Origin of the sequence: Duganella sp., assembly GCF_039595735.1 — a bacterium.
Classification (GTDB): domain Bacteria; phylum Pseudomonadota; class Gammaproteobacteria; order Burkholderiales; family Burkholderiaceae_D; genus Rugamonas.
On record NZ_JBCNLB010000003.1, the window covers coordinates 213,509 to 235,695 of the forward strand.

The window sequence follows — 22,187 nt, forward strand, 5'->3', positions numbered from 1 at the left end:
GTGTTTGTCTGTTTGCCGGGAGAGCTGATTGATATTCAGCCTTCTGAATCAAATCTTATTGGCTGGCATAAAAACAAACCAATCAATTTTTGGCGGTTTTTGATACCAAAAAGGGTATCAGCAGGGGCTTGCAGCCGTATTTGCGTGCCGCTTGCCGTGCCGGTCACTTGCAATTTAAAAGATTGTGCGGCATCGACGCCACACTTCCGCTGCAATTTGACGCTGCAACTTTATTTGAATGATAATGATAGCAATTCTCATTTAAAACTCAGGAGTTCTTGCTTATGTCTTGCCGATATCGCCCGCTGGTCGCCGCCATGTTGCTGGGATTGCACGCCCATACTGACGCCGCCGACCAGCCGGACGCCGACATGCCGGCCGGCCAGGCGGTGATTATCTCGGCCTCGCGGTCCAACATCGAGGGCGACAAGGCGCCGCAAACCGTGGTGGTCATCAGCAAGCAGGAAATCGCCCAGCAACTGGCGCTGTCCAGCAATTCGTCCGACGTGCTGGCCAATATCCTGCCCTCCTACACGCCCAGCCGCGGCAAAATGAACGGGTCCGGCGAAACCCTGCGCGGCCGCACGCCGCTGATCCTGATCGATGGCGTGCCGCAGTCCAACCCGGTGCGTCCAACCGGCCGCGAGGCGCACACCATCGACTATTCGATGGTTGAGCGCATCGAAATCATCCAGGGGCCGAACGCCATCAACGGCCTGGGCGCCACCGGCGGCACCATTAACATCGTCACCCGCCGCCCGGAAAAAGGCGCGATGAACCAACTGGTCGAGGTGCAGGTCACCGCCCCCACCACGCAGGTGGAAGGCGACACCCTCAACTACAAGACCACCTACCGCATCGACGGCCGCCTCGATAAGCTCGATTACCTGTTCTCGGCCGCCTATGAAGACCAGGGCCTGTACCTGGACGGCAAGGGCCGCAGTATCGGCGTCGACGTCACTCAGGGCGACCTGATGGATTCACGCAGTTACGACCTCCTGGCCAAGCTGGGCTATCGTCCGGACAGCCAGCAAAAGCTGCAATTTTCGGTCAACCGCTACCGCATCAAGTCCAAGGCCAGCTACGTCGGCGTGGCCGGCAACCGCGCGCTGAACATTCCTTCCACTTCGCGCGAGGGCACGCCGCCCGGCACGCCGGCATGGAACGATGCCTGGACCGTCAGCGCCAGCTACAACCATTACGATCTGGCCGGCATGGAGCTGTCGGCCATGGTCTACCACCAGCAATTCGTCGGTCTGTTTGGCGCCGATAACTCGGCCACCTTCCAGGACGTCCGTATCGCGCCGCGCGGCACGCTGTACGACCAGTCGCGCGCGGTGGCCTTCAAGTACGGCAGCAAGGTCGGCCTGACCAAGGCCGGCCTGCTGGACGGTCGCCTGAAACTGACTGCCGGTGTCGATACCCTGCTGGATGAGGGCAAGCAGGATCTGTACGGTACCGGCCGCACCTTCGTGCCGGAATCGAAATACAGCAACCTGTCGCTGTTTGCGCAGGGCGAATACAAGCTGCTGGACAACCTCACCCTGCACGCCGGCGTGCGCCGCGAGAACGCCGACCTCAAGGTCGATACCTACCGCACGCTGGCCGCCTATAACAACACGCTGGTGGAAGGCGGCAAGATCAAGTTCAATGAAACGCTGACCAACGCCGGACTGGTGTTCAATCCGGTGCATGACGTGACGCTGTATGCCAGCTACTCGGAAGGCTTCGGCCTGCCCGACATCGGCCGCACGCTGCGGTCGATTAACACCGCCGGCCAAAGCATCAGCAAGCTGCGCAGCCTGGAGCCGATCCTGACCGAAGGCGTGGAACTCGGGGCGCGCGTGCGCAAGGACAACTGGGAACTGGACGCGTCCTATTACCGCTCGGATTCGGATTTCGGCACGCGCATCGTCTCGGTCAACGGCGTGTTTGCCATGGCGCGTGAAAAGACGCGGCTGGAAGGCTACGATGCCAGTGCCGCCTATCGCTTCAGCAAGGCGCACCGCGCCAGTCTGGCTTACGCCTACACCAAGGGCCGCTACGACAGCAACGCCGATGGCAGTCTCGATGCCCGCCTCGATGGCCTGAACGTCGCCCCCAACCGCATCATCGCCCGCTGGAACGCCAGCTGGAACGACAAGTTGTCGTCGCTGCTGCAAGTGCAGCACGCCTTCCATCAGCGCTTGGACGATCCGGCCAAGGAATTCAGCGGCTACACACTGGCCGACGCCTCCCTCGACTACAAGCTGGACAAGGGCGCCGTGCGGCTGGGCATGGCCAATCTGTTCGACCGTAGCTACATCACCTACTACTCGCAGAGCGCACTGGTCGAGCCGGCGCGCTACTTCGCCGGCCGCGGCCGCACTGTGACGCTGGGCTACGCGCTCAATTTCTGACCGGAGGACCGCCATGCAATCCAGACCGCCATTGATCCGCTGGCTGCAAGTGCTGGCCGGGGTGCCGGCCGCCTGGCTGCTGTCGGCACTGGCGGTGGGCGGCATCGGCGCCGCCCTGGTCTGCGCCGGCATGGCGCGGCCCGAGGCCGTGGTGCTGGGCGCCATGCTGGGCTTCGTCATCATGCTGCTGTTGATCCTGTGGGGCTTCCGCGCCGCACTGACCTGGCTGCATACCTGGGCCGGCGTGGTGCTGGGCGGGGTGTTGTTCGCGGTGTTCTGGATGGGCTCACTGAGCGTGTTCGACCGCGAGATCGACCGCTGGATGATGCCCGCCACCCGCCTGCCGCCCGCGCCGCAGCAGATTTCGCTGGACCGCGTGGCCGCGGCGGTCACGCCCACCCTGCCCGCCAGAACCACGCAGTGGCGGGTCGATCTGCCGACCGAACGGGTGCCGGTGATGCGCCTGACCTACAAGGCCGGCGCCGGGGACGCGCCGGCACGCCAGCTCGATCCGGCCACCCTCAGCCTGCTGCCGGAGCCGGGCAGCAAAGGCGGCAGCGGCTTTATCTTCCCCTTCCATTACGGTCTGCATCTGGCCTGGTTCGATCTGGGCAAATGGATCGTCGGGCTGGCGGGGATGGCGATGCTGGTGCTGCTGGTGTCCGGCGTCATCATTCACAAGAAAATCTTCGTCCAGTGCTTCACCTTCCGGCCAAAGAAATCGCTGCAGCGCAGCAGCCTGGACCTGCACAACCTGACCGGCGTGCTGGGCCTGCCCTTCCATTTCGTGATGACCTTGTCGGGGCTGATCATCTTCATCACCATCTACTTCCCGCAGGCGCACTGGAGCGTATTCGGCAGCGGCAAGGACGGCAAGGCGGCGTTCACCGCCGAGGCTTACGGCAAATTCTCCCGCGCCAGGGCCAAGGCGCCCGGCACGCTGGCGTCGCTGGACGCCATGGTGGCCAGCGCGGAACAGGAGTGGGCCGGCGGGCGGCCTTACTTCGTGCGCGTCTGGCATCCGGGCGACGCCAATAGCTACGTCGAACTGCGCCGCTCCTACGCACGCGACGTCACCATGAACCTCGACCAGATTTATTTCGACGCCGGCACCGGCGCCATCCTGAGCCGCTTTGAAGCGGGCAAGGTGATGACGGTGCAGCGCTTTATCTCGGGCATCCACTTCATTCAATACGAGCATTGGCCGCTGCGCTGGCTGTACTTCCTCGCGGGCCTGAGCGGCTGCGCGATGATCGCCACCGGTTTTCTGTTCTGGCTGGAGGCCCGGCGCGCGCGGCACGCACGCAAAAACCTGGCTGGCGTGCCATTCGTAGAAGGACTGGCAGTCGGCAGCATCAGCGGCGTGATGATCGCCACCCTGGCGCTGCTGGCCGCCAACCGACTGCTGCCGGCCAACGCCAGCTGGGGCGGAGAAGACCGTGCCACGCTGGAAATGTGGGCCTTCTTCCTCACATGGCTGCTCACTTTTGTCCACGGATGGTTGCGCCGCCGCGCCGCCTGGCGCGAGCAGGCCTGGGCCATCGCCGCCGGCGCCGTGGCCTGCGTGCTGCTGAACGCCATCACCACCGGCGACCATCCGCTGCGCGCACTGGCCGACGGTAAATGGGCCGTGGCCGGCGTGGATCTGATGCTGTTGACGGTCGCCGGGCTGGCGATGGCTGCCGCCCGGCGCATGGCCCGCAAGCGCGCAGCCGCATCGGCCGGGGCGCCGGTCCCGCCGGTCGGCCGTCCGGCGGTGGAGACCATGCCATGAACGCGGTCTTGCTGCTGCTTGCCGGACTGGCCTCTTACACCGGCTTTGCCTGCATCGCGCTGGCCATGCCGGATTACTGGGAACGCGCGGGCGGCGATTCCGCCGGCCACGCGCCGCTGCGCCGTCCTTTGCGCGCCAGTGGCGGCCTGCTGCTGTGCCTCGCGCTGGCGCTCTGCCTGTGGCGCGATGGCGCCAGCTTCGGCAGCCTGCTATGGATGATCCTGCTGACGGCCGGCGCCATCGCCGTCGCCTTCACCCTGACATGGCGTCCGCAACTGCTGCGCGGGCGCCTGCTTACTGGAACGCCACCTCGGTGAAGCTGCGCAGCTTGCGACTGTGCAGTTTGTCCACGCCGAGGGCACGCAACAGCTCCATCGCGCGGATGCCGATCCGTAAGTGTTGGTCGACACGGTCGCGATAGAACTGGTTGGCCATGCCCGGCAGCTTGATTTCGCCGTGCATCGGCTTGTCGCTCACGCACAGCAGCGTGCCGTACGGGACGCGGAAGCGGAAGCCGTTGGCGGCGATCGTGGCGCTTTCCATGTCCAGCGCGATCGCCCTGCTCTGGCTGAAGCGCCGCTCCGGCGTCCGCTGCGGCATCAGCTCCCAGTTGCGGTTGTCAGTGCTGGCCACGGTGCCGGTGCGCATGACGCGCTTCAGATCATGCCCGGTCAGTTGGGTGACCTCGGCCACGGCAGCCTCGATCGCCACCTGCACCTCCGCCAGCGGCGGGATCGGCACCCACAGCGGCAGATCCTCATCCAGCACATGATCTTCACGCACGTAGCCGTGGGCCAGCACGTAATCGCCCAGTTCCTGCGTGTTGCGCAGGCCGGCGCAGTGGCCCAGCATCAGCCAGGCGTGCGGACGCAGCACGGCAATGTGATCGGTGATGGTCTTGGCGTTGGCCGGGCCGACACCGATATTCACCATCGAGATACCGGTGCCGTCGGCGCGGATCAGGTGGTAGCCCGGCATTTGCGGCATGCGCGGCGGCGCGGCGCCCAGCGCGTCGCCCGGCTGCACCGACTGGCCCACGCGGCGCGTCACCAGGTTGCCCGGCTCGACGAAAGCGATGTAGTCGTCGTCCGGCGCGTCCGAGGGGCGCGCCATCAGCTCATGCCCCAGCTGGATGAATTCGTCGATGTAGAACTGGTAGTTGGTGAACAGGACAAACTTCTGGAAATGCTCGCACGAGGTGCCGGTGTAGTGGCGCAGGCGCTGCAACGAGTAGTCCACGCGCGGCGCGGTGAACAGCGACAGCGGCTGCGCCTCGCCCGGCGGCGGCTCGTGGGTGCCGTTGGCGATGCCGTCGTCCATGGCCGCCAGGTTGGGCAGGTCGAACACGTCGCGCATCAGCAGACGGCGCTCGGCGGTCAGGCTGCCTTCAATGTGCTCATGCTCGGCAAACGAAAAGTGGATCGGAATCGGCTGAGAACTGGTGCCGACTTCGATCTTGACGTGGTGGCTGCCGTGATTTTTCAGCAGCAGTTTGAATTGCTGCAGGTAGTAGCGGGCGAACAGATCGGGCCGCGTCAGCGTGGTTTCGTAGGTGCCGGGACCGGCCACGAAACCGAATGCCAGACGCGAATCGGCGCGCGCCACGGTGTCCGTATGCACGCGCACGAATGGGTAGCAGGCGCGCACATGGTCGCCGACGTTTTCGCCTGCCACAAAACGCCGCATGGCGTCGCGCAGGAAGGCGATGTTGGTGTCGTAGATGGCCAGCACCTGATCGTAGGCCGCCTGCGGGTCGTCAAACTGCATCGGGGCGATGAATGGGCGATGATTCGTAGACATGCGGCTCCTTCGGTTGTCAGCTCGTATTTCCTATTGTAAAGGCTGTAAGCAGAACTTGCATTCCTCCTCTATGGGAACCATCTGGCGTACCGTACAATGGCAGGCTGAATCCGAATAAAGTATCCGCATGACTCACGCCGTAACATCGCCCCATCCTGACGTTCTTTTTGGCCCGCAGCAGGACAGCCTGCTGCGCGAGGAAATCCTCGCGGACCTGCTGGAAGCCAGCGCCGCGCGCCATCCGCAGCGGCTTGCACTGATTTTCGGCGAACGGCAGCTGAGCTACAGCGAGCTGGATGCGCAGGCCAATCTGGTGGCGGCGCGGCTGATCGCGGCCGGCGTGCGGCCGGGGCAGATTGTCGGGCTGTGGCTGCCGCGCGGGATCGAGCTGCTGGTGCTGCAGGCGGGCATCGCCAAGGCGGGCGCCGCGTGGCTGCCGGTGGATGAGGACACGCCGGTCGAGCGTCTGCAGGTATGCCTGGACGATGCGGCCGGCGCCGGCGTGCTGACTTGCGCGGCGTTTGCGCCGCGTCTGGCGGAAATTGGCCGCCCCGTGTGGACCGCCGAAGCGCTGCTGGCCGCGCCCTCGCCCGGCGAGCCGCTGGCGCGGCGCGGCGCGGTGCCGCCGGACGTTCCGGCTTACGTCATCTACACCTCCGGCTCCACCGGCAAGCCTAAAGGGATTTTGATCACCCAGCGCAGCATCTGCCACTTCCTGCGCAGCGAGAACGAAGTGCTGGGCGTGACCGGCGACGACAAGGTGTATCAGGGCTTCTCGGTGGCCTTTGACATGTCGTTTGAGGAGATCTGGATTTCATATCTGGTCGGCGCGACGCTGTGGATAGGTCCGAAAGAAATCAGCGGTGATCCGGAGACCTTGCCGCGTATGCTGGAGCAGAACGCCGTGACCGTGCTGCACGCGGTGCCGACCCTGCTGGCCTTGTTCAATCAGGAGGTGCCCAGTCTGCGCCTGATTAACCTGGGCGGCGAAGCGTGCCCGGAATCGCTGGTGCAGCGCTGGTCGCGCGCGGGCCGTCAGATGTTCAACACCTACGGCCCGACCGAAGCCACCGTCTCCGCCAGTCTGGCGCGCCTGCGCCCCGGCCACCCTGTCACCATCGGCCGCCCCCTGCCCAACTACGGCCTGCTGGTTATAGACGCGAATACCGAACCAGCCGCCGCACCGCACGGCGCGACGGCTGCAGCTAACGCCGCTGCCGGCCCGGTCCTGCGCCTGCTGCCGCACGGCGAGGTTGGAGAACTATGCATCACCGGCCCGGGGCTGGCCGCCGGCTACCTCGGCCGCCCTGACCTCACCGCCGAAAAATTCCTGCCCAACCCCTGGTCCAGCGGGCCGCATGACGCGCGCCTGTACCGCACCGGCGACCTGGCGCGCATCGGCCCTGACGGCGAAGTGACGTGCCTCGGCCGCGCCGACGACCAGGTCAAAATCCGCGGTTTCCGCGTTGAACTAGGCGAAATCGAAGCCCTGCTCGCGCAGCAGCCAGGCGTCGGCACCGTTGCCGTCCTGCTGCGCAAGGACGACGGCATCGACCAACTGGTATCCTACATCGTGCCCGAAGGCGCCACCACGCTCGATCCCCGTGCGCTGCGCAGCGCGCTGGCGGAAAAGCTGCCGCCCTACATGGTCCCGAGCCGCTACGAAATGCTGGACGCCATGCCGCGCCTGACCTCCGGCAAAATCGACCGCAAGACGCTGAAAGCCACGCCGCTCAGCGCGCCGCAACCCGGCAGCGCCGAAGACTCCGACCTGCCCGAAACGCCAGCCGAGCAAGCCCTGTTCGCCGCGCTGGCGAGCCTGTTCCCCGGCCAGGCTATCCTGCGCAACGCCGACTTCTTCAGCGACCTTGGCGGCCACTCCTTCTTTGCCGCCCGCCTGGCATCATCGCTGCGCGCCGACCCGCGCTACGCCCACATCACCGTGCGCGACATCTACCAGCAGCGCCAGATCGGCAAAATCGCCCAGACGCTGGCCGACGCGCCCAACGCCGGCGCCGAGGAACAAGCGTGGACGCCACCGTCCACAATCAAGCGCTGGATCTGCGGCATCGCGCAGGCAGCCGCCATGCCGCCGCTGGTCACGCTGCGCATGGCGCAATGGCTGGCGCCCTTCTTCACCTACCATTTCTTCACCGGCGACCCCGGCGACTCGGTGGCGCGCGCCATCGCCGCCTCGGTCGGCGTGTTCCTGCTGGCGACCATCGGTGAATTCGCCATCGCCATCGCCGGCAAATGGCTGATTGCCGGCCGCCTGAAAGCTGGCGTGTATCCGCTGTGGGGCCTGACCTACTACCGCTGGTGGCTGGCCGACCGGCTGGTCGAAGCCGCGCCGGCCTACCTGCTGAGCGGTTCCTCGCTCAACGCCTGGTGGCTGCGCGCGCTCGGCGCCAGGATCGGCAAGGAAGTCACCATTGGCTCCATGACGCTGCGCGCGCCGGACCTGCTGCACATCGGAGACCAGGTCAGCATCGGCAACGCCGTCAACTTTGAAAACGCCCGTGTCGAACGCGGACAACTGCACCTCGGCCAGATCACGCTGGAGAAGGATGCGTGCGTCAGTTCCTTCGCCATCATGGAAGGCAATACCCGCATCGAAGCGCTGGGCCACCTGGAAGGCCAGTCCGCCCTGAGCGACGGCGGCGTGGTGCCGGCCGGCCGGGTGTGGGCCGGTTCGCCGGCACGCGACATGGGCGCGTTTGAAGGCAAACTACCGCCGCGTCCACCAGTCAGCAACGCGCGCCGCGCCGGCGAAGCGCTGTTCTTTGTCGCCGGCATCCTGCTGATCGTGACGCTGTTCTTCATGCCGGTGTTCCCCAGCTTTGTGCTGATCGACTGGTTTGACGAAGCGGGCTGGCTGCCGTGGATACAGGGCGACGACATGCGCATCCGCCTGCTGCGCTACTTCCTGCTGGCCTTCCCCGCCAGCACGGTGCTGATCGTGCTGACCGCGCTGATCTCGGCCGGCATCCGCTGGAGCGCGCTGCCGCGGCTGAAGCCGGGCCAGTTCCCGGTTCATGGCAATACCTACTGCGCCAAATGGCTGGTGAGCCAGATTCAGGAATCAAGCCTTAACGTTTTACACGGCATTTACGCCACCGTGTTTGCGCCCTACTGGTATCGCCTGCTGGGCGCCAAGGTAGGCAAGGATGCCGAAATCTCCACCGCGCTGGGCGTGGTGCCGGACATGCTCACGCTGGGCGACGAAACCTTCATCGCCGACGCCGTCATGCTGGGCGACGAGGAAATTGACGGCGGCTGGATGGTGATGAAGCCCACCGTGGTCTCGCATCGCAGCTTCGTCGGCAACGGCGCCTACATCCCGGACGGCACCGTGCTGCCGGAGCATGTGCTGATCGGCGTGCATTCGCGCGCGCCGGACAACGCGCAGATGAACAGCGGCGATACCTGGCTCGGCTCCCCGCCGATCAACCTCCCTGCGCGCGAGCAGACCAGCGGCTATCCGGAGTGGCTGACCTTCCATCCATCGCCGTTGCGCCGCCTGGGGCGCGGCCTGATCGAGGCATTCCGCATCGTCGCGCCGCACGCGCTGGTGATCGCGGTCGGCTACACGCTGGTGCTGGCGGTAATGCCAGCCGCCGGTGCGGGCCGCTGGGGTGAGGTGATCTGGGATCTGGCGCTGGCGGGGCTGGCCTACGGCGTGGGCAACTACGTGTTCGTGGTGCTGCTCAAGTGGCTGCTGATCGGCCGCTATCGCAAGCAATCGGAGCCGATGTGGACGCCGTTCGTGTGGCTGTCGGAAGGCGTGACCAATCTGTACGAAGGCATCGCCGTGCCGAACTTCATGCGCTACCTGCGCGGCACGCCGTGGCTGCCGATTGCCTTCAACCTGCTTGGTTCGCGTATCGGCAAAGGCGTCTACATGGACACCACCGACATCACGGAATTCGATTGCGTGCAGATTGGCGACAACAGCGAACTGAATGCCCTCACCTGCCCGCAAACCCATTTGTTCGAGGACCGCGTAATGAAGATCGACCACGTGGTGATCGGAGAGCGTGTCTACATGGGGCCGCGCGCGGCCGTGTTGTACAGCGCTGCCGTCGGCGACAACGCCCGCCTCGGCGCGTTGACGCTGGTGATGAAGGGCGAGCACATCCCGGCCAACGGCAACTGGGCTGGCTGCCCGGCTGCTCCGGCGCGTAAATGAGAGCGCTGGCCGTCCAGCTCTGGCCCGGTGCCTCGCCGACGCCGCAGGACGGCCTGCTCGCCATTCTGATCCGCACCTCCCCCGCCGTGCCAGGCGAGAACGCCAGAGCGCAGCACAGCGCCGGCGCCGGAGCAACGCGCGATGCGGCGCGGCGTCAGATCCGGCTCGCCAGCCGCGCAGCCCTGGCGGCCGCACTCTGCGTGCCTGCCAGCGATATCGAAATCATCTCCCCCCCCGGCACAGCGCCACGCGTGCTGCTGGCCGGCCGTGAAAGCCGCATCGGTTGCTCCTTCAGCCATGAAGCGGACTACTCGCTGGCCGCCATCAATCTGCAAGGCCCCATCGGCGCGGACCTGATGTACGTGCAGGACATCCCCGACTGGCCCAGCGTGGCGCGCGACTACCTCGGCCCCAGGGCCGCCGTCCGGCGCACCCCGGCCGAATACACGCAGTTGTGGACACAGCGCGAAGCCGCGTTAAAATGCCATGCCCTACAACTCAGCGAATGGCAAGCCGACCTTCCCGGCCAGTCCATCACGCTGGCCCTGCCGGTCGCCAACCTGGTGGGACACCTACATATCGGAGACAGAAGCGCATGAAGGTCATCGCATTGATACTGGCAGCACTTGCAGGAACCGCCAGCGCCGCGGACTGCGGCCCGGACAAACTGAACACCTCCCGTACTCTCATCCTCAAACGCGAAGGCGCAGCCTACGGCGTACCGCAACACGGTCCTCTGCCGCTGCAAAAAGGCGAAGTGGTGCTCACCTTCGACGACGGCCCATCGCCGCAAAACACGCCGCTGGTACTGAAAGCCCTGTCCGAGCAATGCGCCAAAGCCACCTTCTTCATGGTCGGCCAGAACATCGGGCAGCAGCCGGACCTGGCGCGCCGCGTGGTGAGCGAAGGCCACTCGGCCGGCATCCACAGCGATACCCATGCGAATCTGACCTCGCTCAGCGCCTGGCAGCAGCTGGAAGACCTCAAGCGCAGTCGCGCCATCTACAAAACCACCTTCGGCGTAGAAACCCCGGCCTACCGTTTTCCCTTCCTGGCAGAGACGCCGGTAACGCTGGAAGCGCTCAAGCAGGCCAACATCACCGTCGCCTCGGTCGACCTGGGCATCAACGACTGGATACCGGAAGACACCACCGCCATCCTGGCGCAACGCCTGAAGGACAGCCTGGATAAAACCGGCGGCGGTATCATCCTGATGCACGACGCAAACGGCCCGACCGCGCAAGCGCTGCCGACCCTGCTGCAAGTCCTGAAAGACAAAGGCTATAAAGTCGTCCACCTTGAATGGCAATGAGAGGAAACGCGATGAGCAACGATAAAGTAGACGCCTTCCTGGAGCGCGCCAAGAACTGGCGTCCCGAATTTGAAGCCCTGCGCGCCATCATTGCCGACAGCGGCCTGGAAGAAGACTTCAAATGGGGCCAGCCCTGCTACACGCTGGACGGCCACAACGTAGTGCTGATGCACGGCTTCAAGGAATACTGCGCGCTGCTGTTCTTCAAAGGCGCGCTGATGAAAGATCCCAAAAACCTGCTGATCCAGCAGACCGAAAACGTGCAAGCCGCGCGCCAGATCCGCTTCAAGGAACTGGCCGAGATCACGCGCCAGGAGAAAGTCCTGAAAAGCTACATCAAGGACGCCATCGCGCTGGAAAAGTCCGGCGCCAAGGTCGAAATGAAAAAGACCGCCGAGTTTTCGTTCCCCGAAGAGCTGGAGCGCAAGATGGACGACGTCCCCGCCTTGCGCGCCGCCTTCGAAGAATTGACGCCCGGCCGCCAGCGCGCCTACCTGCTGCATTTCTCCTCCGCCAAGCAAGCGAAGACGCGCGAATCACGCATCGACAAATGCGTCCAGCGCATCCTCGACGGCAAAGGCATGGATGACTAACTCTACTGCGCTAAAGTTGCGCTCTAATCCGTAATCGCGCGAAGACGCGCCAGCGCGTCTTCCACGATGTGCTCCGGAACCGTCTCGACGCGCCTGGCCTTTCTCGCCTCAAGATCAAGCATGCGAATCTGGTTAACCAGGACGACGCCCTGAGTCCTGGTGCCCGCGCCACTCAGCGCCGTAGCAAAACCGGCATGACGGGCAAAATCTCCACCCTGGGTAATTGGAGCAACCAACACCACACCTAATGCATTGTATGCCGCCGGAGACAACACCAGCGCGGGGCGTGTGCCCCTCTGCTCATGTCCTTGCGTAGGGTCCAGATTGACCATAACGATATCGCCACGGCCATAGCGGGTTCGCTTTACCACGCTTCGCGTCCGATTGGTTTCATGTTTTGCCAGTCTGCCAGATCAGCCGGTTCGGGCGCTGACGGATCGCACTGCGCCACCAGTTCAGCCAGCGAATATGTCGGTTTGGCTGCTCTCAACAGAAGCCCATCCGGCTGGACGTTGACAGTCAGCTTGTCGCCCAGTTTCACATTGAGCAGTCCCAACAACTCAGTCGGCAAGCGCACCGCTGCGCTATTGCCCCATTTTTGCACCGAGAGTTCCATCTGCACCTCCTTTAACGTATCTACATAGTAGACACGCAAAATTCCGCTGTCAAACGGTCGCTATCTCAGATTCGGGATGATCCATTCCATTTTCTGAACATCGATCTGCGGGTGGCTTGCCAGAGGTCCCCATTCTGGGAGGAAGTGGAATCCTTGTTTTTGGTAGAAGGCGGTGGCTCGCTGATTATCCGGGGCGACGTCCAGCAAAATACGGGCGTGCCCCTGAACCGCTGCCGCTCTTTTGACCGCTTCGACCAGACGGCTGGCAGTCCGCGTGCCGCGCTGCTCTGGCGTTACCCACATGGCGATCAGGTTGAGCTCCTGGCTGGCGTCCGGCACATGGGCGACGAGGCCGACTGCCACGCCGCCGTCAAACGCAAGGATGTAGCGTGCCGGGCCTCGCCCCGCTGCGCGGTCGCGCCATGCCTGCTCGCTGTAGGCGGCGGCGCTCGCATGGCTGACACTGAAGGCCATCGGCGCATCCAGCAAGGCTGCAAGGCGGATGCGCTTCAGTTCTTGCCAATCGTCTTCGGTGGTACAGGCAATCCGGATATTCATGGCATGGGCGCGGCTGTGCTGTTACGTGGAGTGGCGTGTTCGTGGAACAGGTCGGCCAGGTATTCGCACAGATCCTGCTCCGCCACGTCGCCGGGAATGATGAAGTCTGCCGGGCGGCGCTTGCCTTCGCTGCCGAAGTACCACGCGCGCCAGGCGCCCGGTGTGCCGGTCACCAGGATGAAGGAGCCGAAGATGTTGAACCTGAGTTCTTTCATCGGAACGCTTCGATCACCACCCTGGCTACCTCGCCGTGGATTTCCGGCCGCAGTTTGTCGTCCTTGTTGGGCTGCGTCAGATACACCGCCAGGACGATCGGCGCTTTGCCCGGCGGCCAGATGATGGCGATGTCGTTGACGGTGCCATAGTCGCCGGCGCCGGTTTTGTCGGCCACCGGCCAGCCCGACGGCACGCCGGCACGGATGCGCGTGGCGCCGGTGGTGTTCCCCAGCATCCAGTCCTTCAGTTGCCTGCGCTGCGCGGCCGGCAGCGCGTCCCCCAGCACCAGCTTTTGCAGCGACTTCGCCATCGCCAGCGGCGTGGTGGTATCGCGCGCGTCGCCGGGAACGGCGGTGTTCAGTTCCGTTTCCCAGCGCTCCAGCCGGAATTCGTTATCGCCGATCGAACGTGCATAGGCTGTCACGGCGGCCGGCCCACCGATTTGCTTCATCAGCAGATTGGCGGCAGGGTTGTCGCTGTATTGCATGGTCGCTTCGCACAGTTCGGCCACCGTCATGCCTTCGCCCACATGCTTGCTGGTGATCGGCGCATGCGGCACCAGATCATTCTTGTCGTAGGTGATGTGCTTCTTCAGCAGCGCCGGCTCGCGCGCCAGCACCGCCGCCGCCAGCATCATCTTGAAGGTGCTGCAGAACGGGAAACGCTCGTCGGCGCGATGCAGCAACTGCCGGCCGTCGGCAGTGTTCAGCGCCGCCACGCCCAGGCGTCCGCCCGATTCCTTCTCCAGCCGCGCCAGCAGCGCGGTCGGTGTCCATGGCGTGGCCGTGGGCGACTGGTCCAGCAGTTCGGCGGCACCGGCAAAGGGAGTGGAGACCAGCGCCAGCATCAGCGCGCGACGGGTTGTGAAATCGCTCATCGGCTACGTATAACAGTTAAGGAAAAAGTAACTAATCATACCAGCGTCGGCCAAACCGTGGCTACCCAATTGCGCGCACCCTATTCCAAGGCGGTTGTAGACTGGCTCCATGGCGACCCAAGTGCTTATCGTCGGTGCCGGGCCTACCGGCTTAGTGCTTGCCATTGCGTTGGCGAGACGGGGCGTCGTTGTCCGCATCATCGATAAAAACAGCGGTCCGGGGCTGGCCTCGCGCGCCATGGCGGTGCATGCGCGCACGCTGGAGTTCTACCGCCAGCTGGGCTTTGCCGAGGTGGTGGTCAACCAGGGCATCAAGATAGAAGCCATCCACCTGCGCGAACACGGCCAGGACATCGTCGAGCTGCCGCTCAAAGACATCGGCGCCGGCCTCAGTCCCTATCCTTTCGTACTGGCCTACCCGCAGGACGACCATGAGCGCCTGCTGGCGGCCCAGCTCAAGGCCGAAGGCGTGGAAGTGGAATGGAACACCGAGCTGGAATCATTCACGCAGGATGAATGGGGCGTGCGCGCGGTGCTGGAACGGGACGGCGACCGCCACACCTGCAGCGCCGCCTACCTGTGCGGCTGCGACGGCGCCCGCAGCCGCGTGCGCGAAACCCTCAAGCTGGAATTCACCGGTGGCACCTACGACCATCTCTATTACGTGGCGGACTTGCAAACGGCCGGGCCGCCGAACCAGGACCTGGTCGGCCACCTGGGCGCCAACACGTTTGCCCTGATGCTGCCGGTGCGCTCGCGCGGCATGCAGCGCCTGATCGGCATCATGCCCGAGCACGCGCCGGCGCACGCCGACTTTGAATCCGTGCGGCCGGTGCTGGAACCGCTGCTGGGCATACGGGTGGCACAGCTGAACTGGTTCTCCACTTACCGCGTGCATCACCGCGTGGCCTCGCACTTCCGCACCGGCCGCTGCTTCCTGGCCGGCGACGCCGCCCACATCCACAGTCCCGCCGGCGGCCAGGGCATGAACACCGGCATCGGCGACGCCATCAACCTGGCCTGGAAGCTGGCCCACGTGCTGCAAGGCCGGGCCGACCTGTCCCTGCTGGACACGTACGAGGCGGAGCGCATCGTCTTTGCGCGCAAGCTGGTGGCCACCACCGACCGCGCCTTCCAGCTGATCGTTTCGCAGGGCACCGGCGGCCAGCTGCTGCGCAGCTGGCTGCTGCCGCATGTGTTCCCGATGCTGAGCGGCTTGGGCGCCGCCCGCCGCACGCTGTTCAAGACCCTGTCGCAGGTGCTGATCCATTATCCCGACAGCGCCCTCAGCGCAGGGCGCGCCGGTGACGTCATCGGCGGCGACCGGCTGCCGTGGGTGCCGGACAATTTCGCCGCGCTGCAATCGCTGGACTGGCAATTGCACGTCTACGGCCGCACGACGCCGCAACTGGCCGCAGCCGCGCAAGCCCTGCGCCTGCCGGTGCACGTCTGCAGCTGGAACGAGGCGGCCGAACACGCCGGCCTGCTGCAGGATGCGGCCTACCTGGTCCGCCCGGACATGCACGTGGCGCTGGCCCTGCCGCGCCAGGAGGTCGACGTGCTGCAGGAGCTGACGGCCCGCTTCAAATTACGGTTCGGCAGGGATAGCTAAATGCCATTGACATGCCGGCGGGCGGCAAGCTAAGGTCGGCCTTTCGCCGCTTCTTACAAAGGATGCCATGACTTACACCCGCCGCGACTTCCTCCTGGCCACCCTCGCCGCTACCGCAGCCCCGGGCCTGGCCTTTGCCGACACCGCCAACCCGGCCGACGCCAACTTCACCCGGCTGCTGGACGAGATCGCAGAAGAAGTACTGCGCCTCTCCCCCACCAGCGCCACCGGCCTGGGTCTGGACAAAGGCGGGCGCGCCGCGCTGAAGGCGCAGCTGGAAGACATTTCGCCGGCCGGCGACGCCGCCTGGGAAGCCGAAGTCAAATCCATCCAGACCCGCCTGCGCGCGATCAACCGCGCCGCACTGAGCGAGACGGCGCAAACCCGCTACGACACCGTCGCCTACGCGGCCGAATCCGGCATCGCCGGCCTGCGCTTCCCGTTTGGCGGCGCGGCGGCAGGCTTCAACGGCGGCACCGCGCCGTTCCCGGTCACCCAGCAGGACGGCGCGCTGACCCGCATTCCGGAATTCCTCGACTCCCAGCACGCGATCGCCAACGCCGCCGATGCCGAGGCCTATATCGCGCGTCTGGCCGCCATGGCGCGGATGCTGGACCAGGAAACCGCGCGCATCGCGGAGCAAGCCGGCAAAGGCATCATGCCGCCGGACTTCATCTGTCGCACGGCCTTGGCCCAGCTGCAGAACTTCCGCAAGACCGCCCCTGCCCAGCAAAAGCTGGTCACCTCGATCACCGGGCGCACGCAAAAGCAAGGCATCGCCGGCGACTGGCATGAGCGCGCCCTGAAACTGGTTGAAGGTTCGGTCTATCCCGCGCTGGACCGCCAGATCGACGCCTTCGGCAAAGCCGCCGCCAAGGCCACCAACGTGGCTGGCGTGCACCGCCTGCCGGACGGCGCGGCCTACTACGAGTGGGCGCTGCGCCTTGGCACCTCGACCACCCGCAGCGCCAGGGAAATCCACGCCATCGGCCTGGAACAGAACAAGCAGCTGCAGGCGCGCATCGACGCCATCCTGAAAAAACAGGGCATCACCCAGGGCACGGTGGGCCAGCGCCTGCTGGCGCTGTCGAAAGACCCGCAGCGCTTCTACGCCGACAACGACCAGGGCCGCGAAGAGCTGATCGCCTACTGCAACGAGCGCGTGCTGGCGGTGCGCAAGCTGATGCCGCAGATTTCGCATCTGGACCTGAAAGTACCGCTGCAGATCAAGCGCGTGCCAACCGATATCGAATCCGGCGCGCCGCTGGGCTATATGAACTTCGCCTCGCTGGACGGTTCGCGCCCGGCCATCTACTACATCAACCTGAAGTCGACCACGTTGTGGCCGAAGTCGGAAATCGCCACCCTGACCGCGCACGAGGGCTTGCCGGGCCACGCCTGGCAAGGCGCCTACCTGGCCGAGCACCACGGCGAACTGCCGCTGATCTCTTCGCTGATCGGCTTTAACGCCTTTGTCGAAGGCTGGGCGCTGTATGCGGAGCAGCTGGTCGACGAATTCGGCCTGTACGTCAACGATCCGTTCAGCCAGATCGGCTATCTGCAGGCGCAGCAGTTCCGCGCCTGCCGCCTGGTGGTGGACACCGGCATGCACGCCATGCAGTGGACGCGCGAACAGGCGATCCGCTTCCTGGTCGAGAACACCGGCCGCGGCCAGCAAGCCATGACCAGCGAGATCGACCGCTACACCGTGTCGCCGGGCCAGGCCTGCGGCTACAAGATGGGCCACAACGAAATCCTGCGCCAGCGCGAGCGCGCCCGGGCGGCGCTGGGCGGCAAGTTCGACCTGGCCGGCTTCAACGACGCCCTGGTCACCAGTTGCGGCGTGCCGCTGACGGTGCTGCCGACGGTGATCGACCGCTACATCGCCACGCAGCGCGCGAAACAACAGAAAGCATAAAATTTGTTTCGGCGGCGATGGTTTTCTTGTAACATTGTTATGCCTATCATGAAAACCATCGCCATCATCGGCGGCGGGGTCACCGGCGTGACCACCGCTTACGCCCTCGCCAAGCGCGGCTTCGCCGTCACCCTGCTGGAACGTCATCGCTACGTGGCGATGGAAACCTCCTATGCCAACGGCGGCCAGCTGTCGGCCTCCCATGCGGAAGTCTGGAATCACCGCGCCACCATCGCCAAGGCGTTGCAATGGCTGCTGCGCAGCGATGCGCCGCTGCTGGTGCATCTGCATCCCAGCTGGCACAAGCTGTCCTGGTTTGCCGAGTTTATCGGCGCCATGCCGCACTACCACGACAACACCATCGCCCTCGCCCGCATGGCGGTGGCCGCGCGCGAGCATTTGTTCCAGTGGGCCGACGAAGAAGGCATCGAATTCGACCTGAAACGCCAGGGCATCCTGCATATCCATCGCGACCGCGCCGAGTTTGACCACGCGGTCGCCGTCAGCAAGCTGCTGGCGCGCGGCGGCGTGCCGCGCCGCGCCGTGACGCCGGATGAGATGCGCGCCATCGAGCCGGCGCTGAAGGGCCAGTTTTACGGCGGCCATTACACCGAGAGCGACAGCAGCGGCGACATCCACAAATTCACCACCGGCCTGGCGCAGGCCGCGCAACGGCTGGGCGCGCAGCTGCGCTGCAACCAGCAAGTGGTGCAGCTGAGCGCCGGCGAGCACGGCGTCAGCGTCACCGTGCTGCAAGGCGACAGCGCCGACATCACCGATTACGACGCGGTGGTCATCTGCGCCGGTGCGGCCAGCCGCCAGTTGGCCGCGCAGGTGGGCGACGACGTCAATGTCTATCCGGTCAAAGGTTACTCGGTCACCGTGCATCTTGAGGATGAGGCCAGCCGCGCCGCCGCGCCGCGCGTCAGCCTGGTGGACGACACGGTCAAGCTGGTCAGCAGCCGCCTGGGCGAGGAGCGCTTGCGCGTGGCCGGCACCGCCGAGTTCCATGGCTTTAACCGCGACATCCGCGCCGACCGCATCGCGCCGCTGACGGACTGGGTGCAACAGAACTTCCCGGACGTCAGCACCCACAGCATCACACCCTGGGCCGGCCTGCGCCCGATGATGCCGGACCTGATGCCGCGCGTTGGCCCCGGCAAGGCGCCGGGCGTGTTTTACAACACCGGCCACGGCCACCTGGGCTGGACCCTGTGCGCCGCCACCGCCGACATGGTGGCCGCCAGCGTGGCCGCATCCCGCGACTCTGTGCTGCAACGCACCGCTGCGCCCTTGAAATTGGCGTAAACTGTCTTCATCTTAGGCCTGTCTTCACCAGGAGGTATAGAAATGACGGCGAAATCTATTGCACGTATTACCATGCTGGCCGGCGCCCTGGCGTTTGCGGCCCCTGTATTTGCCGCCGAGCCCACCATTCACGAGGTGTATGTGGCTGCCGAAGCAGGCAAATACGCCGAAGCGCAGGCGATGATGGATCAGGTGCTGAAGGCACACCCCAACAGCGCCACTGCGTACTTTGTCGAAGCCGAACTGCAGGCCAAACAAGGCCAGTTCGTTGCTGCGCAAGCTTCGCTGGCCAAGGCCGAGCAGCTGTCGCCTGGCCTGCCCAAGGTCAAGCCGGAGGCAGTGGCCAAGCTGAAAGCGCTGCTGGCCGAAGGCCAGAAAACCAATTACACCCAGCAGCCGGCGCGTCACGCCAATAACGGCGGCGGCGCCAATTACGGCAGCGGCGGCTACGCCAATGCGCCGCAAAGCAGCGGCATTTCGTTTAGCGGCATCCTGATTATCGGCCTGGGCCTGGCCGGCTTCATCTGGCTGGCCACGCGCTTCATGCAGCGCCGCCAGCAGCAAGCGGCCAGCGATCAGTACAACCCAGCCGGCTACCATCCGGGCGCGGCGCCAGGCTATGCGCCAGGCGGCTATCCGCAACAAGGCTATCCGCAGCCGGGTTACGGCCAGCCCGGTTATGGCCAGCCGGCGCAGCCGGGCATGGGTTCGCGCATCATGGGCGGCCTGGCGACCGGCGCGGCGGTGGGTGCCGGCTTTGTGGCGGCTGAAGCGCTGGCGCGCCAGTTCACCGGCAACCACGATTCCAACGCCGGCCACGATCAGCCGCGCAACGACATCATTTACGACGATCCTTCGTCACGCGATGAACTGCTGCGCCGCGACGACATGGGCGGCAATGACTTCGGCGTCAGCGGCGGCTGGGATGACGGCGGCGGAGGCGGCGGTGACAGTGGCGGCGGTGGCGGCGACTGGGACTGATACAGCTACATCTTCCTGGGGCGGCGCTCTGCCGCCCCGGCAGCCAGCATGGCCACATCCCAGTAAGCCGGACTGCCAAAATACTCCCTCAAATGACGTATCAACAGCTGCGCCTTGGCCTGGTTGGAGCGGCCCGGCATGTGCACCGCGTGGATCGCCGGCTCGTTCGGATCGCGCCGCAGGGTGGCGTCGTTCTCGATCGGCAGCATGGGGAACACCGGCACCAGCTGCCCGGCCACGATCGCATCGCTGGCCAGCCAGTTCGCCAGATGGACAATACCGGCGCCGTTGATGGCCGCATGCAGCAGCGAGTCGGTATCGTCGCACCGCAGCCTTCCCTTCACCGGCAAGGGCTGATACCCGTTCACGCCCTGAAAACGCCACCAGCCGCGCGGCGGCACACGTCCGTTCACCGTCAGGCATTCATGATTCAGCAGGTCTTCCGGCGAGGCCGGCCAGCCATGTTTTTCAAGATAGGCCGGGCTGGCGCTGACCACCCGGTTCATGCCGGCCAGGTGGGTCGCCACCAGATCGCTGGCCGGCAGCACGCCGGCGCGCACCGCGACGTCGACGCGGCGCGCCGACAAGTCCACCACATCATCGCTGACGTGCAGGTCGACCTCGATCAGCGGGTGGCGCTGCAGGAAGCTGGCAATCGCGGGGGCGACATGCAGACGGCCGAACGCCGCTGGCGCGGTCACCGTCAGCAGGCCGCGCGGTTCGACGTCCAGCTCCTGCACCGCATTCCTGCCATCGGCCAGCTCCGCCAGGATATTGCGGGCACGCGGCAGGAAGCGCTCGCCGGCGTCGGTCAACAGCACCTGCCGTGAACTGCGCAACAGCAGGCGCGCGCCCAGCTCCTCCTCCAGCGCATCGATCTTGCGCGACACCGAGGACACCGCCATTTCCAGCTGTACCGCCGCCCGCGACAGGCTGCCTAGTTCCACTACCGTAACAAAGCATTCCAAACCATCAATCATCTTTTCCCCTCGAACGGCATCTTTGCGCATTCCGCAAAGAACATTTGCCTTTTTGCATATTGTGCCATTTTTTGCAAAGCAGCATACTTCGTTCTATCGATGAATTATTAAGGACACCAGCATGAAATTCACACCACTGATCGCCGCCCTGTTCGCCGCCCCCGCCTTTGCCGCCGCGCCGCTGGCCGGCACCAACGCGCCGGGCTTCCATCGCATCACGCTCGGCGATTTTGAGGTGACGGCCATCAGCGACGGCACGGTCGACCTGCCTATCGACAAGCTGCTGCATGAGCCGGCGGAAATCACCGCCAAGGCGCTGGCCCGCAATTTCCAGTCGCTGCCGACCGAGACCTCGGTCAACGCCTTCCTGATCAACACCGGCAGCAAGCTGATTCTGGTGGACACCGGCGCCGGCGGCCTGTTCGGCCCGACCCTCGGCAAGCTGGCGGCCAACATCAAGGCCTCCGGTTATCAGCCGGAGCAGATCGATGAAATCTACCTGACCCACCTGCATCCGGACCACGTGGGCGGCCTGGCCGCCAACAGCCAGATCGTGTTCCCCAACGCCGTGGTACGCGCCGACAAGCGCGATACCGATTTCTGGCTGAGCCAGGCCAACCAGGACAAGGCGCCGGCCGACAGCAAGGGCTTCTTCCAGGGTGCGGTGGCATCGCTGTCGCCCTACGCCAGCGCGCAGCACCTGAAGCCTTTCAGCGGCGACACCGAACTGGCGCCGGGCGTGCGCGCCACCTCCAGCTATGGCCACACGCCAGGCCACACCATCTACACGGTGGAAAGCAAGGGCAAGAAGCTGGTGCTGCTGGGTGACCTGATTCACGTCGGCGCGGTGCAGTTCGACCACCCCGAAGTGACCATCGGCTTCGACAGCGACGCCAAGGCCGCCGCCGCGGCGCGCGCCAAGGTGTTCCAGGCGGTGGCCAAGGATGGCACGCTGGTCGGCGCATCGCACCTGTCGTTCCCCGGCCTGGGCCACTTGCGCAGCAACGGCAAGGGTTATCAGTGGGTGCCGGTGGCTTACACGCAGCTGCGCTGA

At 65.2% G+C, this 22,187-nt stretch carries 19 protein-coding genes; 12 read left to right on the forward strand and 7 right to left on the reverse strand.

What is annotated here, in order from left to right; translation table 11 throughout:
• Positions 1–284: 284 nt before the first annotated feature.
• Genes ABDW57_RS08445 through ABDW57_RS08455 form a run of 3 tightly spaced genes read left to right on the forward strand, consistent with a single transcriptional unit; the run spans position 285 to position 4,490 of the window.
• Complete coding sequence (locus ABDW57_RS08445; RefSeq protein ID WP_343729761.1) at positions 285–2,399, forward strand: TonB-dependent receptor; 2,115 nt, start codon at positions 285–287, stop codon at positions 2,397–2,399.
• A gap of 13 nt (positions 2,400–2,412) precedes the next feature.
• Entirely contained in the window at positions 2,413–4,173 is a 1,761-nt protein-coding gene (locus ABDW57_RS08450; RefSeq protein ID WP_343729762.1) for a PepSY-associated TM helix domain-containing protein, read from the forward strand.
• Positions 4,170–4,490: a DUF3325 domain-containing protein gene (locus ABDW57_RS08455; protein WP_343729763.1), complete on the forward strand. Its 321-nt coding sequence runs from the start codon at positions 4,170–4,172 to the stop codon at positions 4,488–4,490. Before ABDW57_RS08450 ends, ABDW57_RS08455 begins: the two co-directional genes overlap by 4 nt.
• Here ABDW57_RS08455 and ABDW57_RS08460 read toward each other — a convergent pair.
• Positions 4,468–5,973, reverse strand: coding sequence for an AMP nucleosidase (locus tag ABDW57_RS08460; RefSeq protein ID WP_343729764.1), 1,506 nt, complete (start codon positions 5,971–5,973; stop codon positions 4,468–4,470). The two genes, ABDW57_RS08455 and ABDW57_RS08460, sit on opposite strands and share 23 nt — an antisense overlap.
• A 127-nt stretch (positions 5,974–6,100) precedes the next feature.
• Between ABDW57_RS08460 and ABDW57_RS08465 the strand changes: the two genes are divergently transcribed.
• From ABDW57_RS08465 to ABDW57_RS08480, 4 genes are read left to right on the forward strand one after another with little or no spacing between them, the layout of a single operon-like run.
• A complete protein-coding gene (locus ABDW57_RS08465) occupies positions 6,101–10,162 on the forward strand; it encodes a Pls/PosA family non-ribosomal peptide synthetase (protein ID WP_343729765.1) in 4,062 nt (1,353 codons plus the stop codon).
• Positions 10,159–10,761, forward strand: coding sequence for a 4-phosphopantetheinyl transferase (locus ABDW57_RS08470; protein ID WP_343729766.1), 603 nt, complete (start codon positions 10,159–10,161; stop codon positions 10,759–10,761). The genes ABDW57_RS08465 and ABDW57_RS08470 overlap by 4 nt, the downstream gene beginning before the upstream one ends.
• Entirely contained in the window at positions 10,758–11,474 is a 717-nt protein-coding gene (locus ABDW57_RS08475) for a polysaccharide deacetylase family protein (RefSeq protein ID WP_343729767.1), read from the forward strand. Before ABDW57_RS08470 ends, ABDW57_RS08475 begins: the two co-directional genes overlap by 4 nt.
• Positions 11,475–11,485: 11 nt before the next feature.
• Positions 11,486–12,067, forward strand: coding sequence for a DUF1801 domain-containing protein (locus tag ABDW57_RS08480; protein WP_343729768.1), 582 nt, complete (start codon positions 11,486–11,488; stop codon positions 12,065–12,067).
• A gap of 23 nt (positions 12,068–12,090) precedes the next feature.
• Here ABDW57_RS08480 and ABDW57_RS08485 read toward each other — a convergent pair whose 3' ends face one another.
• The 5 genes from ABDW57_RS08485 to bla are packed head-to-tail and all read right to left on the reverse strand — an operon-like array spanning position 12,091 to position 14,334.
• On the reverse strand, positions 12,091–12,438 hold the full coding sequence (locus tag ABDW57_RS08485) for a type II toxin-antitoxin system ChpB family toxin (protein ID WP_343729769.1): 348 nt from the start codon (positions 12,436–12,438) through the stop codon (positions 12,091–12,093).
• Positions 12,432–12,683, reverse strand: coding sequence for an AbrB/MazE/SpoVT family DNA-binding domain-containing protein (locus ABDW57_RS08490; RefSeq protein WP_343729770.1), 252 nt, complete (start codon positions 12,681–12,683; stop codon positions 12,432–12,434). Before ABDW57_RS08490 ends, ABDW57_RS08485 begins: the two co-directional genes overlap by 7 nt.
• A 60-nt stretch (positions 12,684–12,743) precedes the next feature.
• Complete coding sequence (locus ABDW57_RS08495) at positions 12,744–13,241, reverse strand: GNAT family N-acetyltransferase (RefSeq protein ID WP_343729771.1); 498 nt, start codon at positions 13,239–13,241, stop codon at positions 12,744–12,746.
• Entirely contained in the window at positions 13,238–13,456 is a 219-nt protein-coding gene (locus ABDW57_RS08500) for a hypothetical protein (protein ID WP_343729772.1), read from the reverse strand. Before ABDW57_RS08500 ends, ABDW57_RS08495 begins: the two co-directional genes overlap by 4 nt.
• The gene (gene bla / locus ABDW57_RS08505) at positions 13,453–14,334 is read right to left on the reverse strand and encodes a class A beta-lactamase (protein ID WP_343729773.1); all 882 of its coding nucleotides are present in this window, start codon (positions 14,332–14,334) and stop codon (positions 13,453–13,455) included. The genes ABDW57_RS08500 and bla overlap by 4 nt, the downstream gene beginning before the upstream one ends.
• A gap of 109 nt (positions 14,335–14,443) precedes the next feature.
• On the opposite strand from bla, the gene ABDW57_RS08510 reads away from it, so the two are divergent.
• From ABDW57_RS08510 to ABDW57_RS08525, 4 genes are all read left to right on the forward strand, one after another.
• Complete coding sequence (locus ABDW57_RS08510) at positions 14,444–15,946, forward strand: FAD-dependent monooxygenase (RefSeq protein ID WP_343729774.1); 1,503 nt, start codon at positions 14,444–14,446, stop codon at positions 15,944–15,946.
• A 67-nt stretch (positions 15,947–16,013) separates the two neighbouring features.
• Positions 16,014–17,864: a DUF885 family protein gene (locus ABDW57_RS08515; protein ID WP_343729775.1), complete on the forward strand. Its 1,851-nt coding sequence runs from the start codon at positions 16,014–16,016 to the stop codon at positions 17,862–17,864.
• A gap of 48 nt (positions 17,865–17,912) precedes the next feature.
• A complete protein-coding gene (locus tag ABDW57_RS08520) occupies positions 17,913–19,172 on the forward strand; it encodes a D-amino acid dehydrogenase (RefSeq protein WP_343730009.1) in 1,260 nt (419 codons plus the stop codon).
• A 42-nt stretch (positions 19,173–19,214) separates the two neighbouring features.
• Positions 19,215–20,153 (forward strand): tetratricopeptide repeat protein, encoded by a 939-nt coding sequence (locus ABDW57_RS08525; RefSeq protein ID WP_343729776.1) that lies wholly within the window; start codon positions 19,215–19,217, stop codon positions 20,151–20,153.
• 5 nt (positions 20,154–20,158) lie between these two features.
• Here the strand turns inward: ABDW57_RS08525 and ABDW57_RS08530 are convergent, their stop codons facing one another.
• The gene (locus ABDW57_RS08530; RefSeq protein WP_343729777.1) at positions 20,159–21,133 is read right to left on the reverse strand and encodes a LysR family transcriptional regulator; all 975 of its coding nucleotides are present in this window, start codon (positions 21,131–21,133) and stop codon (positions 20,159–20,161) included.
• A 121-nt stretch (positions 21,134–21,254) separates the two neighbouring features.
• Here ABDW57_RS08530 and ABDW57_RS08535 point away from each other — a divergent pair, with 121 nt between their 5' ends.
• A complete protein-coding gene (locus ABDW57_RS08535) occupies positions 21,255–22,187 on the forward strand; it encodes an MBL fold metallo-hydrolase (protein ID WP_343729778.1) in 933 nt (310 codons plus the stop codon).

Excerpts from the sequence above, each read along its gene's own strand:
- ABDW57_RS08445 (WP_343729761.1), top strand. The coding sequence starts at position 285 with ATGTCTTGCCGATATCGCCCGCTGGTCGCCGCCATGTTGCTGGGATTG.
- ABDW57_RS08450 (WP_343729762.1), top strand. The coding sequence starts at position 2,413 with ATGCAATCCAGACCGCCATTGATCCGCTGGCTGCAAGTGCTGGCCGGG.
- ABDW57_RS08455 (WP_343729763.1), top strand. The coding sequence starts at position 4,170 with ATGAACGCGGTCTTGCTGCTGCTTGCCGGACTGGCCTCTTACACCGGC.
- ABDW57_RS08460 (WP_343729764.1), bottom strand. The coding sequence starts at position 5,973 with ATGTCTACGAATCATCGCCCATTCATCGCCCCGATGCAGTTTGACGAC.
- ABDW57_RS08465 (WP_343729765.1), top strand. The coding sequence starts at position 6,101 with ATGACTCACGCCGTAACATCGCCCCATCCTGACGTTCTTTTTGGCCCG.
- ABDW57_RS08470 (WP_343729766.1), top strand. The coding sequence starts at position 10,159 with ATGAGAGCGCTGGCCGTCCAGCTCTGGCCCGGTGCCTCGCCGACGCCG.
- ABDW57_RS08475 (WP_343729767.1), top strand. The coding sequence starts at position 10,758 with ATGAAGGTCATCGCATTGATACTGGCAGCACTTGCAGGAACCGCCAGC.
- ABDW57_RS08480 (WP_343729768.1), top strand. The coding sequence starts at position 11,486 with ATGAGCAACGATAAAGTAGACGCCTTCCTGGAGCGCGCCAAGAACTGG.
- ABDW57_RS08490 (WP_343729770.1), bottom strand. The coding sequence starts at position 12,683 with ATGGAACTCTCGGTGCAAAAATGGGGCAATAGCGCAGCGGTGCGCTTG.
- ABDW57_RS08495 (WP_343729771.1), bottom strand. The coding sequence starts at position 13,241 with ATGAATATCCGGATTGCCTGTACCACCGAAGACGATTGGCAAGAACTG.
- ABDW57_RS08500 (WP_343729772.1), bottom strand. The coding sequence starts at position 13,456 with ATGAAAGAACTCAGGTTCAACATCTTCGGCTCCTTCATCCTGGTGACC.
- bla (WP_343729773.1), bottom strand. The coding sequence starts at position 14,334 with ATGAGCGATTTCACAACCCGTCGCGCGCTGATGCTGGCGCTGGTCTCC.
- ABDW57_RS08510 (WP_343729774.1), top strand. The coding sequence starts at position 14,444 with ATGGCGACCCAAGTGCTTATCGTCGGTGCCGGGCCTACCGGCTTAGTG.
- ABDW57_RS08515 (WP_343729775.1), top strand. The coding sequence starts at position 16,014 with ATGACTTACACCCGCCGCGACTTCCTCCTGGCCACCCTCGCCGCTACC.
- ABDW57_RS08520 (WP_343730009.1), top strand. The coding sequence starts at position 17,913 with ATGAAAACCATCGCCATCATCGGCGGCGGGGTCACCGGCGTGACCACC.
- ABDW57_RS08525 (WP_343729776.1), top strand. The coding sequence starts at position 19,215 with ATGACGGCGAAATCTATTGCACGTATTACCATGCTGGCCGGCGCCCTG.
- ABDW57_RS08530 (WP_343729777.1), bottom strand. The coding sequence starts at position 21,133 with ATGATTGATGGTTTGGAATGCTTTGTTACGGTAGTGGAACTAGGCAGC.
- ABDW57_RS08535 (WP_343729778.1), top strand. The coding sequence starts at position 21,255 with ATGAAATTCACACCACTGATCGCCGCCCTGTTCGCCGCCCCCGCCTTT.